Source organism: Sphingomonas sp. (assembly GCF_036402235.1).
Taxonomy (GTDB): Bacteria; Pseudomonadota; Alphaproteobacteria; order Sphingomonadales; family Sphingomonadaceae; genus Sphingomonas.
On the sequence record NZ_DASWTG010000055.1, the window covers coordinates 1 to 14,371 of the forward strand.

14 protein-coding genes are annotated in these 14,371 nt (G+C 67.8%); 3 read left to right on the forward strand and 11 right to left on the reverse strand.

Annotation, left to right across the window (positions count from 1 at the left end; genetic code table 11):
* Positions 1 to 136: 136 nt before the first annotated feature.
* From VGD28_RS12235 to VGD28_RS12270, 8 genes are all read right to left on the reverse strand, one after another.
* Positions 137 to 1,603, reverse strand: coding sequence for a PH domain-containing protein (locus VGD28_RS12235; RefSeq protein WP_331028624.1), 1,467 nt, complete (start codon positions 1,601 to 1,603; stop codon positions 137 to 139).
* Complete coding sequence (locus tag VGD28_RS12240) at positions 1,600 to 2,082, reverse strand: PH domain-containing protein (RefSeq protein ID WP_331028625.1); 483 nt, start codon at positions 2,080 to 2,082, stop codon at positions 1,600 to 1,602. Before VGD28_RS12240 ends, VGD28_RS12235 begins: the two co-directional genes overlap by 4 nt.
* 60 nt (positions 2,083 to 2,142) lie before the next feature.
* Positions 2,143 to 3,960: an acyl-CoA dehydrogenase C-terminal domain-containing protein gene (locus VGD28_RS12245; protein ID WP_331028626.1), complete on the reverse strand. Its 1,818-nt coding sequence runs from the start codon at positions 3,958 to 3,960 to the stop codon at positions 2,143 to 2,145.
* A 165-nt stretch (positions 3,961 to 4,125) separates the two neighbouring features.
* Positions 4,126 to 4,557 carry a MerR family DNA-binding transcriptional regulator gene (locus VGD28_RS12250; protein ID WP_331028627.1) on the reverse strand — a complete coding sequence of 144 codons (432 nt, stop codon included), beginning with the start codon at positions 4,555 to 4,557 and terminating at the stop codon, positions 4,126 to 4,128.
* A gap of 31 nt (positions 4,558 to 4,588) precedes the next feature.
* Positions 4,589 to 5,092 (reverse strand): hypothetical protein, encoded by a 504-nt coding sequence (locus VGD28_RS12255; RefSeq protein ID WP_331028628.1) that lies wholly within the window; start codon positions 5,090 to 5,092, stop codon positions 4,589 to 4,591.
* Positions 5,089 to 5,451: a phosphoribosyl-AMP cyclohydrolase gene (gene hisI, locus VGD28_RS12260; protein WP_331028629.1), complete on the reverse strand. Its 363-nt coding sequence runs from the start codon at positions 5,449 to 5,451 to the stop codon at positions 5,089 to 5,091. Before hisI ends, VGD28_RS12255 begins: the two co-directional genes overlap by 4 nt.
* A 209-nt stretch (positions 5,452 to 5,660) precedes the next feature.
* Positions 5,661 to 7,859: a catalase/peroxidase HPI gene (katG, locus tag VGD28_RS12265; protein ID WP_331028630.1), complete on the reverse strand. Its 2,199-nt coding sequence runs from the start codon at positions 7,857 to 7,859 to the stop codon at positions 5,661 to 5,663.
* Positions 7,860 to 8,165: 306 nt separating this feature from the next.
* Complete coding sequence (locus VGD28_RS12270; RefSeq protein WP_331028631.1) at positions 8,166 to 8,414, reverse strand: DUF7218 family protein; 249 nt, start codon at positions 8,412 to 8,414, stop codon at positions 8,166 to 8,168.
* Between the two features lie 133 nt (positions 8,415 to 8,547).
* On the opposite strand from VGD28_RS12270, the gene purF reads away from it, so the two are divergent.
* The 3 genes from purF (at position 8,548) to VGD28_RS12285 (ending at position 11,252) form a co-directional block, all read left to right on the forward strand.
* Positions 8,548 to 9,999: an amidophosphoribosyltransferase gene (purF, locus tag VGD28_RS12275; RefSeq protein ID WP_331028632.1), complete on the forward strand. Its 1,452-nt coding sequence runs from the start codon at positions 8,548 to 8,550 to the stop codon at positions 9,997 to 9,999.
* Between the two features lie 194 nt (positions 10,000 to 10,193).
* Complete coding sequence (locus VGD28_RS12280) at positions 10,194 to 10,901, forward strand: SDR family NAD(P)-dependent oxidoreductase (protein ID WP_331028633.1); 708 nt, start codon at positions 10,194 to 10,196, stop codon at positions 10,899 to 10,901.
* Positions 10,902 to 11,000: 99 nt separating this feature from the next.
* Positions 11,001 to 11,252 carry a hypothetical protein gene (locus tag VGD28_RS12285; protein ID WP_331028634.1) on the forward strand — a complete coding sequence of 84 codons (252 nt, stop codon included), beginning with the start codon at positions 11,001 to 11,003 and terminating at the stop codon, positions 11,250 to 11,252.
* A gap of 6 nt (positions 11,253 to 11,258) precedes the next feature.
* On the opposite strand, the gene VGD28_RS12290 is transcribed toward VGD28_RS12285, so the two are convergent.
* The 3 genes from VGD28_RS12290 to VGD28_RS12300 form a co-directional block, all read right to left on the reverse strand.
* Positions 11,259 to 12,149, reverse strand: a complete 891-nt coding sequence (locus VGD28_RS12290; RefSeq protein ID WP_331028635.1) for an alpha/beta hydrolase — start codon at positions 12,147 to 12,149, stop codon at positions 11,259 to 11,261.
* A gap of 25 nt (positions 12,150 to 12,174) precedes the next feature.
* Positions 12,175 to 12,603, reverse strand: a complete 429-nt coding sequence (locus VGD28_RS12295) for a hypothetical protein (RefSeq protein WP_331028636.1) — start codon at positions 12,601 to 12,603, stop codon at positions 12,175 to 12,177.
* Positions 12,600 to 14,371, reverse strand: a 1,772-nt coding sequence (locus VGD28_RS12300; RefSeq protein WP_331028637.1) for a bifunctional diguanylate cyclase/phosphodiesterase, incomplete at its 5' end; no start/stop codon positions are given. The genes VGD28_RS12300 and VGD28_RS12295, both read right to left, overlap by 4 nt.

Sequence of the window (14,371 nt, forward strand, 5' to 3'; positions counted from 1 at the left end):
CTGCCGCAACACGCTCTCGCAAATCGTCAGAATAGGCTCGTGCCATCCCTGCTGGCCTCCTGCCCAGCCAGCAGCTTGAATCACAATCACACCCTCTTGGGAATCCCCAATCGATTCAGCATAATCAGGACAGACTCTAGCCGATCCGCGCGATCAGCCCGGCCGCGAGCTCCCGCGCGTCGGCAACGCCCAGATCAACCACATCGGGTGTACCGAAGCCGCCCGCGCCGGCGGTATCGACAAGCACGCTGGCAACGCCCAGCCAGCGCTGGATCAGGCCCGCGCGAAGCGTGACCACCTGAACATTCTCCAGCGGCACGATCCAGTCGCGCTGCGCGATCACGCCGCGCATCACCTGAAGGCTGGTATCGCGCAGCGCGTAGCGGTGGAAACGGCGCTGGAGCAGCGCGATCGCGGCAATCGGGATCAGCGCCAGCATCCCGGCCCAGGCCAGCGGCGTCACCGCCAGCGCCACGCAGACAACCGCCACGGGCCAGGGCGCCGCCCGCAGCAGGCAACGAACCACATGTCCCGCGGCGACCGGACGGAGCGGAAGCCGCTCGAACTGCGGGAAGCCCGCGGTCTCGACGATCCAGGCGGCTTCGTGCGCACGGGCGAGCGGCGCCATCGCCTGGCGGCCGCTGGGGTCATTGCTGCCGCCCAGCGTCTGGAAGCTGAGCGCGTTCCAGCCGAAGGCGCCGCGTAGCGGCCCCCGCTGAATCATCGCGAGCTGGATGCGGCGCATCGCGATCACCACCTCGCTCCGCGTCAGCAGGCCACGGGTACGGCGGAAGCGCCCGGCCCCCGCGCGCAGCGTGAAGCCATAGTCGCGCAGCAGCGTGCGGATGATGCCGCTGATCACGCCCAGCGCGAGCGCGAATCCCGCCACGGCAAGCGCGGCGGCAATGCTGAAGCGCGCCTGCACCTCGTCCTTCGCCATTTCCGCCCAGTCGCGCGCCCGATCGAGGCCGAGATCGACGAACTGCTCGAAGAACTGGAGCACGCCGAACAGCGCGGCGATCCACACCAGCGAGAAGCTGAACGTGCCAAGCAGGATCACGCGGCCCAGAGACATCCGGAAAATGACGGGAAGGGAGGCGGATTCCGGGGATTCGATCTCCAGCTCGCCGGAGGTGGATGCGGCGGCGCCCTGCGCCCGCCCGCGCAAGGTGGCGCGCAACCGTTCCGCCTCGGCGAGTGAGACGCTGTCGAGCACCGCCTCATCCTTCTCGCCGCCGCCGGTCTCCACGCGCACCTCGGCAAGGCCGAACAGGCGCGCCAGCGGCTTGCGCTCGATCGACACATCCTGGATCCGCGCCAGCGGGATCGAGCGGCGGCTGCGGTTGAGCAGCCCGCGCTCGATCACCAGCTCGTGCTCGGTGATGGTGTAGGTGAAGCGCCGCCAGCCGATCCAGGTGAAGACCAGCATCACCGCGCCCAGCACCGCCGCGGCGAGCAGGATCCAGCCGATGCTGCGTCCCGAGGTATAGCCGGCGATCGCGGGGAGGCCGATCACCGTCTGCGGCGCACGGCGCAGGAAATCGATGGCGATCGTGCCCGGATGGACGCGCTTCGGCTCGCGGTCGGCCACGCCCTCGCTCACCACGGATCGCTCGACAGATGCTCGCGGATCGCGTCGCGAATCTCCTCGGCCTTCTCGCGCGAGATGCCGGGCAGGTCGACCTCGCTGTTCGCGGTGCCGGCGGTGTGCAGGACCAGCGTCGCGACGCCGAACATCCGCTGCACCGGCCCCTGCGTCACGTCGATATGCTGGACGCGTGCGGCGGGAACGATGGTGTGCGAGCGAACCAGCCAGCCCGATGCGACGTGCAGTTCCCTGCCCGTCCATGCCCAACCCCAGCGCGCCCAGCGCCGCGGCGCGAGCAGGATCGACCAGATGCCGAGCAGCGCCATGAGGAGCGGCGCGGCCCATATCGGGAGCCATTCCCAGCTGGGCGACAGCGCCCAGCTGGGGATCGCCGCGGCGATCGTCGCCCCGCCGAACCCGACCGCACTGGTGAGGCGCATCACGTTGAGCTGACCGCGCTCGAGCGGCTGGAGCGGGATGTCGGGGAGCAGCATCACTGCCGGTTATGCCGCACCCGTCGCTACGCTCAAGCCGAAACGATCAAGCAAAAACGCTCACGCCGCCCGGAACATCTCCGGCGGGAGCGCCATGATCGTCTCCGAGCCGCCCTCGATCTTGCGGCGCAGCGCGCCGGCGTCGGGCATGATGCGTTCGGCATAGAAGCGCGCGGTGACCAGCTTGGCCTCGAGGAACGCCCGATTGAAATCGGCTTCCTCGGCATCGCCCGAGGCGAGCGCCGTAACGGCGGCGTCGGCCATGCGCAGCCACATGAGACCAATGGCGACGATGCCGGTGAGCTGCATATAGCTGTACGCCCCGGCGCCGACCTGATTGGGGTCCTTCATGCCGTTGGCCATGAACCACATCGTCGCGGCCTGGAGCTGGCCATTGGCCTTCTCCAGCGCCTCGGCGAAGCTCGCCAGCTCGGGCTTGCCCTTCGCGGCGGCGACTTCCTCGCCGACGATCCTGAAGAAGGCCTGGATCGCGCGGCCGCCATTCTGGGCGAGCTTGCGGCCCACCAGGTCCATCGCCTGGACGCCGTTGGTGCCCTCGTAGATCATCGAGATGCGGGCATCGCGGACATATTGCTCCATGCCCCATTCGGCGATGTAGCCATGGCCGCCATAGACCTGCTGCGCGTCGGTCGCGACCTTGTAGCCCGCATCGGTGCCGACGCCCTTGATGACGGGCGTAAGCAGGCCGACGAGATCGTCGGCGAGCTGGCGCTCCTCCTCGGTTGCGGCCTGATGGGCGAGATCGACCTGGAGACCGGCCCAGAGGCAGAGGGCGCGCAGGCCCTCGGTCATCGCCTTGGCTTCCATCAGCATGCGGCGGACGTCGGGGTGGACGAAAAGGGTGTCGGCCTTCTCCTCCGGGTCCTGCGCGCCGGTGAGCGCGCGGCCCTGGCGGCGATCGCCGGCGTACTGGACGGCGTTCTGATAGGCGACCTCGCCGATGCCGAGGCCCTGAAGCCCGACGCCGAGGCGCGCGGCGTTCATCATGATGAACATCGCCGCCAGGCCCTTCATCTCCTCGCCGACCAGCCAACCGGTGGCGCCGTCATAGTTCATCACGCAGGTCGAGTTGCCGTGGATGCCCATCTTGTGCTCGATCGAGCCGCACGACACCGCGTTCCGCTCGCCGAGGCTGCCGTCGTCGTTGACGAGGAACTTGGGCACCACGAACAGGCTGATGCCCTTGCTGCTCTCCGGCGCGCCGGGGGTCTTGGCGAGGACGAGGTGGATGATGTTGCTGGTGAGATCATGCTCGCCGGCGGAGATGAAGATCTTGGTGCCGGTGATCGACCAGCTGCCGTCGGCATTGGGCTCGGCGCGGGTCTTGATCAGGCCGAGATCGGTGCCGCATTGCGGCTCGGTGAGGTTCATCGTGCCGCCCCACTCGCCCGAGATCATCTTCGGCAAGTATTTGGCCTGCTGCTCAGGCGATCCCTTGACCAGCAGCGACGAGATCGCGCCATGGGTCAGGCCCGGATACATGGCAAAGGCCATGTTGGCGGAGATCATGAATTCCTGAAACGCGGTCGAGACGACGTGCGGCATCCCCTGCCCGCCGAATTCCTCGGGCGCGGAGAGCGTGCCCCAGCCGCTCTCGACGAACTGGTTGTACGCTTCCTTGAACCCGTCCGGGGTGGTGACGCTGCCGTCCGGATTGCGCGTGCAGCCCTGCTGGTCGCCCGAATGGTTGAGCGGGAACAGCACCTCGGCGACGAACCTGCCGCCTTCCTCCAGCACCGCGCTGACCACATCGGGGGTCGCGGCGGCGAAGCCGGGGAGGTTGGCGTAACGGTCGATCTTGAGCACCTTGTCGAGCACGAAGCGGGTGTCGCGCACGGGCGGCGTATATTGCGGCATCTCTCTGTTCCTTCGTTTTCTAAATCCTCCCCCCGCCAGGGGGAGGTGTCAGCCGCAGGCTGACGGAGGGGGGCGGACGGCAAAACACCAGCGGTTCGTTTCCTCCCCCTCCGTCACGCTTCGCGTGCCACCTCCCCCTGGCGGGGGAGGATTTTAGCGGTTCATTCACTTCGCGGGCTGCGCGCGGCCTTCGAGGACCGCGACGAAATCTTCGAGCTCGGCGATGTGCGCGTCGATGTCGACCTTCTGGCGCTCGAGCAGCTCGATCCGCGCGCGGCATTTGTCGAGCGTCACCTGATGCTGGGTCCTGCGGCCGTCGCCGACGTCATAGAGGTCGATCATCTCGCGGATCTCGGCGAGGCTGAAGCCCACGCGTTTGCCGCGCAGGATCCAGGCGAGCCGGGCGCGGTCGCGGTGCGAATAGATGCGGGCCAGGCCGCGCCGCTCGGGCGCGATCAGCCCCTCATCCTCATAGAAGCGCAGTGCGCGTGCGGTCACCTCGAACTCGGCGCACAGGTCCGAGATCGAGAAGCTCTCCTTGTCGGGCCGTGCCTCGATCGGTGCGAAGCTGGCCACATGCTTCACGGTCGTTGCCATAGAGCCGGTTTACGCCGACCTTACGTTAACGTCAATCGCCGCAAAGCCGCTTTCCTTCGGCGCTGCGCAGCGCCCGCGCTTCGGCGGCCGAGTTGCTGAGCCGCTCCACCGACAATGCGGCGAAGGATGCGCGCGGGCCGCAGAATTTCGCGCAACCGGGCGGGACGGTGGCGGGGAAACGGATGTGCTCGCCGTCGAAGCGCGCATCGAAGCTGCAGGTCAGGCCGTTCTTGCCGGTGAGCGTGACGGCCAGCGTTTCCCCCGAGCGCGCGACGGTGCCCGTGCCGGTGCAGGACAGGCCGTCGCCATAATCGACGAACGCGCCGATACGGTAGGAATCGCGATCGCGGACGATGCACACCCGGTCGGTATCGCGAGCATAGAGGCCGGTGAGATCGGAATCGTCGGGGTCGCTGACCAGCCCGCGCTCGATCGCAGCGGATTCGAGATCCTGGGGAGTGGCCGTCTGATTGCCGCCTCCGCTTCCCGAGCAGGCCGCGAGAAGCAGGAGCAGCCCGGCCGCCGCAACCCTCATGCGTCGCGCACCAGCGCACCGTTCTCGATGCGGCGGAAGAAGCAGCTGCGCTCGCCGGTGTGGCAGGCGGGGCCGGCGGCTTCCACCTTGAGCCACAAAGCGTCCTGATCGCAGTCGATCCGCGCCTCGACCACGCGCAGCACATTGCCCGAGCTCTCGCCCTTCTTCCACAATCGCCCCTTGCTGCGCGACCAGAACCATGCCTCGCCACTTTCCAGCGTCTTCGCCAACGCGTCGGCGTTCATGTGCGCGAGCATCAACAGTTCGCCGGTCGCGGCGTCGGTGGCGACGGCGGTGATCAGGCCGCTGGCGTCATATCTGGGGTCGAGGATCAGGGTGGAATCGCGGCGGTCGGTCATCGTGGCTCGTTACCGCACCCCTATAGTTCCGTCATGCTGAACTTGTTTCAGCATCCATCCTTCCACAGGCGGCTGAGTCGCGGGTGGCGCCGTGGATGCTGAAACAAGTTCAGCATGACGGTGGGGAGGAGTTTGGACTGGCGAAGGAATGAGGAGACGGCCGCGGCAGGTTTCCCCGCCGCGGCCGCCCCTGATCGCGTCAACGCCGTTCAGGCCGCGAGGTCGAAGCGGTCGGCGTTCATCACCTTGGTCCAGGCCGCGACGAAGTCCTTGACGAACTTCTCCTCATGGCCCTTCTCGGCATAGACCTCGGCCACCGCGCGCAGCTCCGCGTTCGACCCGAAGATGAGATCGGCCCGGCTGGCACGCCAGGTCTCGCCACCGCTCGTGCGGTCGGTCGCGACATATTCCTCGTCATCCGAGCCATCGACGGCCTTCCAGACATTGGTCATGTCGAGCAGGTTGACGAAGAAGTCGTTGGTGAGCTGGCCCGAGCGCCTGGTGAAGTGGCCATGGCCGCGCTCGCCGTGATTGGCGCCGAGGACGCGCAGGCCGCCGATCAGCACGGTCATCTCCGGCACCGACAGGCCGAGCAGCGACGCGCGGTCGAGCATCATCTCCTCGGTCTTCACCGCGAGCTTCTTCTTGCCGATATAGTTGCGGAAGGCGTCGGCCTCCGGCTCCATCACCGCGAAGCTGTCGGCGTCGGTCTGCTCCTCGGTCGCGTCGCCGCGGCCGCCGGTGAAGGGGACCGGGACGCTGAAACCGGCGTCCTTGATCGCCTTCTCGAGGCCGACCACGCCGCCCAGCACGATCGCATCGGCCATCGAGAGGCTGCCGCGCAGGCCGTCGAGCGTCGACAGCACCTTGGCGAGCATCGCCGGCTCGTTGACCTCCCAGTCCTTTTGCGGGGCGAGGCGGACGCGCGCGCCGTTGGCGCCGCCGCGGAAGTCGGACTTGCGGAAGGTGCTGGCCGAGGCCCAGGCGGTCTTGATCAGCTGGCTGACCGTGAGGCCGGATGCTGCAATCGCGCTCTTCGCCGCTGCGACATCGGCATCCGAAGGCATGGTCCCGGCAGGGATCGGATCCTGCCAGATCAGGTCCTCTTCAGGCACTTCCGGGCCGAGATAGCGGACCTTGGGCCCCATGTCGCGATGGGTGAGCTTGAACCAGGCCCGGGCGAAGGCGTCCTTGAACGCTTCGTGATCGTTGCGGAACTTCTCGCTGATCTTGCGGAATTCCGGATCGACCTTGAGCGCCATGTCGGCGGTGGTCATCATCGTCGGGACCTTGCGGGAAGGATCATGCGCCGCGGGCGCCATGTCCTCTTCCTTCTGGTTGATCGGCTGCCATTGCTGCGCGCCAGCCGGCGAGCGGACCAGCTCGTACTCATAGTCGAGCAGCAGGCGGAAATAATTCTCGCTCCATTGCGTCGGCGTGTTGACCCACGAGCCCTCGATCCCGCTGGTCACGGCGTGCTCGCCGATGCCGCCGCTCTCATGGCCGCTGACCCAGCCGAAACCCTGCGCGGCGAGATCGGCCCCGGCGGGCGCCTTGCCGAGCAGCGAGGCGTCGCCATTGCCATGCGCCTTGCCGAAGGTATGGCCGCCGGCGGTGAGCGCGACGGTCTCCTCATGGTTCATCGCCATGCGCTCGAACGTCGCCTTGATGTCGCGCGCCGACTGGAGCGGGTCGGGATTGCCGCCCGGCCCTTCGGGATTGACGTAGATGAGGCCCATCTGGATCGCGGCGAGCGGCCCTTCGAGCTCGTGCATGCCATGCTCGGGCGCGATGCGGGTCTGAACGCCCTCGTTCACCCATTTGTCCTCGCTGCCCCAATAGATGTCGCGCTCGGGCTCGAACACGTCGGCGCGGCCGCCGCCGAAGCCGAACACCGGGCCGCCCATCGATTCGATCGCGACGTTGCCGGTGAGGATGAAGAGGTCGGCCCAGCTGATATGCTTGCCGTATTTCTGCTTGATCGGCCACAGCAGGCGGCGCGCCTTGTCGAGATTGCCGTTGTCGGGCCAGCTGTCGAGCGGGGCGAAGCGCTGCTGCCCGCTATTGGCGCCGCCGCGGCCGTCGGCGGTGCGATAGGTGCCCGCGGCGTGCCACGCCATGCGGATGAAGAACGGGCCGTAATGGCCATAGTCCGCCGGCCACCAGGGCTGGCTGTCGGTCATCAGCGCGACGAGATCGGCCTTGAGCGCGTGGTAATCGAGCTTCTTGAAGGCTTCGGCATAGTCGAAATCGGCGCCCATCGGGTTGGACGGGCCATTGGGGTTGAGGATCTCGGTCGCCAGCATCTCCGGCCACCAGTCCTTGTTGGTGCGCCCGAGCAGGGCGCGGACCCCGCCGTCGCCATGAAACGGGCAGCCGCCGTCGATCGATCCGGTCTTCGCGTCCATGTGCTGATCCCTCCTTGTGGTTCTGGAGGGAGGCTAGTGGAACGCCAGGCGACCCGGAAACGAGATAAACAGGTCAGTGCGAGCGGGAAAATCGATCAAAGAGCGCCATATGATTGAAACGGTTATTCTGGTTCATGCCCCACACGGGGATCGATTTTGATCCTCCCCCGCCAGGGGGAGGTGGCAGCCCCGGCCGTGTTCCGGGGCTGACGGAGGGGGCGGATGCCGGAACGATTGTCGGGCTTCCTCCCCCTCCGTCGCCTTCGGCGCCACCTCCCCCTGGCGGGGGAGGATATATCGCCTGCCCTAGTGATTGCGGATCGCGTCGATCAACTCGTCCTTGTCCATCTCCGACCGGCCCTCGATGCCGATCTCCTTCGCCTCGTCGTACAGCTCTTCCTTGCTGCGATCCTCGAGATGCGTGCTCTTGCGATCGAGCGAGCCGCCGGCCTTGGCGTTGGCGATGCGCGCCGCCTTTTCCTTCGAGGCGCCGTCGTCGCGAAGCGCCTCATAGAGCTTGTCGTCCTTGATCTGGGATCCATGGTCCTTGGCCATCACCTGTCTCCTTCACACCACAAACGCATCGGGAAATGCCCGGGTCCGGCAAGCCATGTTACAAAAGGGCGACAAGTGCGGATCGAGCGCCTATATGCGCGCTCATCGACCACGAATCCCCCGCGAAGGGCCGATGCTGACCACAAATCCGTTCGATGACGACAAGCTGCGCGAAGAGTGCGGCATCTTCGGCGTTTCCGGCGCCGACGGTGCGGCTGCGCTCGTTGCGCTTGGCCTCCACGCGCTCCAGCACCGCGGCCAGGAGGCCGCCGGGATCACCAGCTGGGACGGCGCCCATTTCCACCCCCATCGCGCGATGGGCCCTGTCGCGGGCAATTTCGACCGCGACGAGGTGATGCGCGGGCTGCAGGGCAGCGTCGCGTGCGGCCATGTCCGCTATTCGACCACCGGCGAGACCGCGCTGCGCAACGTCCAGCCGCTCTATGCCGAGCTGGCGAGCGGCGGCTTCGCGGTGGCGCATAACGGCAACATCTCCAACGCGCTGCACCTGCGCCGCGAGCTGATCCGGCGCGGGTCGATCTTCCAGTCCACCTCGGACACCGAGACGATCATCCACCTGGTCGCGACCAGCGGCTACAAGGACCTCCTCGACCGCTTCATCGATGCGCTCAAGCAGGTCGAGGGCGCCTATGCGCTGATCTGCATGACGCCCGAAGGCATGATCGCGTGCCGCGACCCGCTGGGCATCCGCCCGCTGGTGATGGGCAAGCTCGACGACGCCTATATCTTCGCGTCGGAGACGGTCGCGCTCGACGTGGTCGGCGCGAAGTTCGTCCGCGACGTCGAGCCGGGCGAGCTGGTGATCGTGCAGGACGGCGAGCTGCGATCGATCCGCCCGTTCACGGCGATCGCGCCGCGCCCGTGCATCTTCGAATGGGTCTATTTCTCGCGTCCCGATTCGATCGCGCAGGACCGTTCGGTCTATGGCGTGCGCAAGGCGATCGGCGCGCAGCTGGCGATCGAGTCCGCGATCGATGCCGATCTGGTGGTGCCGGTGCCCGACTCAGGCGTGCCCGCCGCGATCGGCTATGCCCAGCAATCGGGCATCCCGTTCGAGCTCGGCATCATCCGCTCGCACTATGTCGGCCGCACCTTCATCCAGCCGAGCGCCGAGGTCCGCCGCCTGGGCGTGAAGCTCAAGCACAACGCCAATCGCGACCTGATCCAGGGCAAGCGCATCGTGCTGATCGACGATTCGATCGTGCGCGGCACCACCAGCCTGAAGATCGTCGAGATGATGCGCGAGGCCGGCGCCGCCGAGGTGCATATGCGCATCGCCAGCCCGCCGACGACGCACAGCTGCTTCTACGGCGTCGACACGCCCGAGCGCTCCAAGCTGCTCGCCGCCAAGATGGACGTCGAGGGCATGGCCAGGTTCATCAAGGCCGACAGCCTGGCGTTCGTCTCGATCGACGGCCTGTACCGCGCGCTGGGCGAGGCGGAGCGCGGCGCGGTGCTGCCCAAATATTGCGACGCCTGCTTCACCGGCGAGTATCCGACGCAGCTGACCGACCATAGCGAGCAGTCAGCCGACCAGCTCGCCCTGCTCGACGAACCGGCCTGAACCGGGTTGGATTTCCATTTTCTCGTCATTCCCGCCCTTCGACTGTCTGCGAGGCAGGCGCTCAGGATAAACTTCGGCAGGGCCGAAGGCGGGAATCCATTGCGGCTGACGACGCGACGCTTGCCGAAAGGCCAGCCAGAATGGATCCCGCGCGGGGATGACGAACGACAAGAATACGAGCTAGGCACGGAATCATGACCATTGATCTCTCAGGGCGCGTCGCGCTCGTCACCGGCGCGAGCCGCGGCATCGGCGCCGCAACCGCGATCGCGCTCGCCGCGCAAGGCGCGCACGTCATCCTGACCGCGCGTACCGCGGGAGGCCTGGAGGAAGTCGAGGAGGCGATCTTCGCTGCCGGGGGTTCCGCGACGATCGCGCCGATGGACCTGCTCGAGACCGATTCGATCCCGCGCCTCGCCGCCGCGGTGGCCGAACGCTGGGGCAAGCTCGACCTGCTCGTGCTCAACGCCGCGGCGCTGGGCACGTTGTCGGCGATCGCCGCGTTCGACCCCAAGGAAGTCGCCAAGACGCTGGCGCTCAACGTCAGCGCGCAGGCCGCGCTGATCGGCGCGTTCGATCCGCTGCTGCGCAAGGCCGACAATGGCCGGGTGATCGGCCTGACCTCCACCGTCGCGCGCAAGCCGCGGGCGTTCTGGGGGCTGTACGGCGCGACCAAGGCGGCGTTCGAGAACCTCGTGCTGAGCTATGGCGAGGAAGTGCGCAATCTGACCAGGGTGCGCGTCGCTCTGCTCAACCCGGGCGCGACCCGCACCAGGATGCGCGCGCGCGCCTATCCGGGCGAGGCGCCCGAGAGCGTCAAGCCGCCCGAATCGGTCGCCGAGCGCATCGTCGCGCTGCTGGCGGAGGATTTCGAGACCGGGGCGTTCGTGACGCTCGACTGACGGGCAATTTTCTGACTCGGTTCGTCGCAATTGCGACGTCCCGCCCCTTCCGAACCGCGGATCGATTCCTAGCTTGGTCCCGGTAAGGGAGAGCAGGAAATGCATTCGCCGCCCGCGACGATCGCGCCCGAGATCATTGCCTGCATCGCCGAGGGACGGCTTCCCACCATCAATGAGCTTCGGCGGGTTGCCGAACGCATTCGCGCCGAGCTTCGCGGTGGGCAGAGCGTGTTCCGCTGGGAACGCTCCGCCCCGGAACGCGCAGAGCGGCGGCGGATGCTGCGCGCGGCGCTGACCGCGCTGGCGGGCGATCGCCGCGCTGTCGTCGAACGCATGCCGGCCGAAGCCTGAACGGGGTCACCCCGCGAGGAACGCCTTCACCTCGTTCTGGAAGAGCGGAGCGTTGTCCCACATGATGAAGTGCGCCGCGTTAGGCACACGCTTGAGCACCGCACCCTCGAGTCCCGCGAACGACGCCTGGTAGAGCGTATCGATCTGCGCATCCGTGACAGTCACGCCCTTGGGCGTGATGTAGAGGATCACGGTCTTCGCCGTGATTTTGGGAAGCTCAGGGCGCAGATCGGTGAGGATGAGGTCGCGATAGGCGCGCCCGGCCACCTCCGGATCGGACTTGCGCGCGTCCTCAAGCGCGCCGGCGCGCAGGCTTTCGGTATTCACCATGGCGGTGATGATCCCGGTCAGCTGCTTGTCGCGCGCTTCAGGCGTAGCGGTGCGGGACTGGGCGTACAGATAGTCGGCAACCGGCTTCAGCGTCGCCGGGGTGGCATCGGCATTGCCGAACAGGCTGCCCATGAAGGGCAACATGTCGACCACCATCAGCTTCGATACGCTCGGAGGATGTCGCGCGGCGAGCATCATGCCCATCGTGCCGCCCATCGAGTGGCCGATCACGGTGACCGCACCCAGCTTCTGCTCGGCGATATAGCGCGCGAGCTCTTCGGCCACCGACGCCGCCACGTCGCCCTCGGCATTGCCGCCAGCGGGCGTTCCCGCAAAGCCGTGGACCTGAACCTTGTGCCAGCGATAGCCGGGGATCGCGGCGATCATCTCCTTCCACACCCGCGGGCTGGAGGAGAGGCCGGGGATGAGGATCACGTCCCTGCCCTTGCCTTCCACCGTCACGGTGATGCGGGAGGAGGCGAAATCCTTCGCCGCGGCGGGCGCGGGCAGCAACGTGGCGGTGAGCAGCAACGCGACGAACGCGAACAGGCCGCGGCGGTGAATCATGGCAATCCCTCCCGTTTCGCCGAAACTATCGGGGAGGAACAGGCGCGTCCATCTCGATCACGATGTCCTCGTCGACCGCGGCTTCCTCATCCAGCTCCTCCGCGCCGAAGATCTCGCGGCTCATCACGAAGCTGCCGTGATAGCCGGAAAAGCGCCATTCGCCGGTCACCTCGGTGCCGTCGTCGTTGATCGTGCCCGCATAGGCGACCGAATGGGCGAGCGCGCCGGCAGGGTCGTACTGCTTCATGAAGCGCAGCCGCGCGCCGGTCCGGTCGCCATCGACGAAGGCGCGGCGGATGTCCTCCACGCCGCTATTGTCAGGCTCGGTGATCGTCCCGCTCACTTCGCCGCCGGTCTCGTCGAGATGCGCGATGAAGCTGTTCTCGTCGACCCCGAACGAGGACGCGAAATAGCGGCCATACCAGACGCCGGTCACATCCTGCGGATCGTTCATTGCCCGTCCACCAGCGTCTCCAGCTCCGCTACCGTCAGCGGCTCGGCGCAGAGATAGCCCTGGTAGAATTGGCATCCTTCCTTGGCGAGCAGATCGAGCTGCTGCTGCGTCTCGACGCCTTCCGCGACGACGGCTAGGCCCAGCGAGCGCGCCATGTCGATCACCCCCCGCACCACAACCCGGTCGCGCGCCGATCCGGCGATGTCCTGGGTCAGCTTGCGATCGATCTTGAGATAATCGAGCGGCAGCGCCTTGAGGTAGGCCAGGCTCGAATAGCCCGTCCCGAAATCGTCGATCGCGACGCGGCAGCCCGCGGTGCGCAGCTCGGCGAGCAGGCGTGCGGCTTCGCTGAGGTCGCCGATCAGTCCGCCCTCGGTGATCTCGACGGTGAGGCGGCCGCGCGGGAAACCGCTCGCGTCCACCCAGTCGAGGAACAGGTCGGCGAAGTTGATCCGCGCGACATCGGCGGCGGTGACGTTGACCGACAGGCGCAATCCCCGCAGCGCCGCGGGCCAGCGCGCGGCCTGACCGAGCGCGAGCCGCTGGACATGCTCCGACAGCGCAAGCTCGAGCCCCGCGCGCGCGGCGGCCGCGAAGAGCATCTCGGCGCCGATCTCGCCCGTCGCATGGCGCCAGCGTGCGAGCGCCTCGACCCCGGCGACCGCGCCGGTCGAGACCGCGACCTGCGGCTGGAAGCGCAGCTCGATCTCCCCCGCCTCCATCGCCCGGCGCAGGTCGACCGCGAGCGTATCGAGCGGCACCGCGCCCGGCGGGGCATCGTTGCCCGCCAGCGCGTCGCTCGCGCGGCGCAGTAGGGCCGCGGCGTTGTCGTCCGGCTCGGACAGTGCGATCGCGGTCCGGGCGCCCAGCGGGGTGATCTCGTCGCCGATCACGAAGGGACGCGACAGCGCCTCCTCCATGCGCGACGCCACCGCCTCGAGCGGCTCCCGCGCGGCGCCTTCCGTGGCGACCACGAATTCGGCCCCGGCGATGCGCGCGGCGACGAAGTGGCGCCCCAGCAGCTCGCGCACGGCCTCGCCCAGCCTGCCCGAGGCGGCACGCAGCAATGCGTCCCCCGCGGCGCGGCCATAGGCGGTGTTGACCATCTCGAACCGGTTGAGCGCGGCGAGAACGACACCAACGGGCTGACCATCACCCAACCGCCGCTCGATCCAGCGGCGAACGCCCGCGCCGTCATGGACCCCGGCCAGCGCGTCGCGCACCGCAGCGCCGGCATCGACCTCGCCCAGCCGTTCGATCAGCGCGTGGACGCGGCCGGTGCGCGGATCGCGCTGGAGATGCTCGACCACCCGCCCGGCTCCTTCCAGCTCGTGCGCGAAGGCGGTCGCCGAAAGACCGTCGCGCAACCGGCCGAACGCGGCACGCAACGCCCGGCGATCGCCGGACTCCACCCGGCGCAGCATCGCGCGGACCGACGGTGCCTCGCCCAGCCCCAGCATCGCGGCGAGCCCCGGCGTCACCTGAATCGAGGCGAGCGCAGGATCGTAGCGCCAGCCCAGCGGCTCGGCATCGCCGACGATTACCGGCCCCTCCCCGCCGACCCGTTCGGCATGGCGCGCGGCGAAGCGCAATGCCTGGACGAACTCCGCCTCACGCATCGGGCTGGCGAGGAAATGCGTGGCGCCCGCGTCGTAGAATTCACCGAGCCGTGCTGAATCGTTGCGTGAGACCAGCGCGAGCAGTGCGCCGCCGGTCGCAGCCGCCACGCCCGCCAGCGCCCGGGCTGCGGCCAGCCCTTCCTCGACCG

What these genes read in the sequence shown, in the direction of transcription:
- VGD28_RS12240 (WP_331028625.1), bottom strand. Translation starts at nt 2,082, where the DNA reads ATGCTGCTCCCCGACATCCCGCTCCAGCCGCTCGAGCGCGGTCAGCTC.
- VGD28_RS12245 (WP_331028626.1), bottom strand. Translation starts at nt 3,960, where the DNA reads ATGCCGCAATATACGCCGCCCGTGCGCGACACCCGCTTCGTGCTCGAC.
- VGD28_RS12250 (WP_331028627.1), bottom strand. Translation starts at nt 4,557, where the DNA reads ATGGCAACGACCGTGAAGCATGTGGCCAGCTTCGCACCGATCGAGGCA.
- VGD28_RS12255 (WP_331028628.1), bottom strand. Translation starts at nt 5,092, where the DNA reads ATGAGGGTTGCGGCGGCCGGGCTGCTCCTGCTTCTCGCGGCCTGCTCG.
- hisI (WP_331028629.1), bottom strand. Translation starts at nt 5,451, where the DNA reads ATGACCGACCGCCGCGATTCCACCCTGATCCTCGACCCCAGATATGAC.
- katG (WP_331028630.1), bottom strand. Translation starts at nt 7,859, where the DNA reads ATGGACGCGAAGACCGGATCGATCGACGGCGGCTGCCCGTTTCATGGC.
- VGD28_RS12270 (WP_331028631.1), bottom strand. Translation starts at nt 8,414, where the DNA reads ATGGCCAAGGACCATGGATCCCAGATCAAGGACGACAAGCTCTATGAG.
- purF (WP_331028632.1), top strand. Translation starts at nt 8,548, where the DNA reads ATGCTGACCACAAATCCGTTCGATGACGACAAGCTGCGCGAAGAGTGC.
- VGD28_RS12280 (WP_331028633.1), top strand. Translation starts at nt 10,194, where the DNA reads ATGACCATTGATCTCTCAGGGCGCGTCGCGCTCGTCACCGGCGCGAGC.
- VGD28_RS12285 (WP_331028634.1), top strand. Translation starts at nt 11,001, where the DNA reads ATGCATTCGCCGCCCGCGACGATCGCGCCCGAGATCATTGCCTGCATC.
- VGD28_RS12290 (WP_331028635.1), bottom strand. Translation starts at nt 12,149, where the DNA reads ATGATTCACCGCCGCGGCCTGTTCGCGTTCGTCGCGTTGCTGCTCACC.
- VGD28_RS12295 (WP_331028636.1), bottom strand. Translation starts at nt 12,603, where the DNA reads ATGAACGATCCGCAGGATGTGACCGGCGTCTGGTATGGCCGCTATTTC.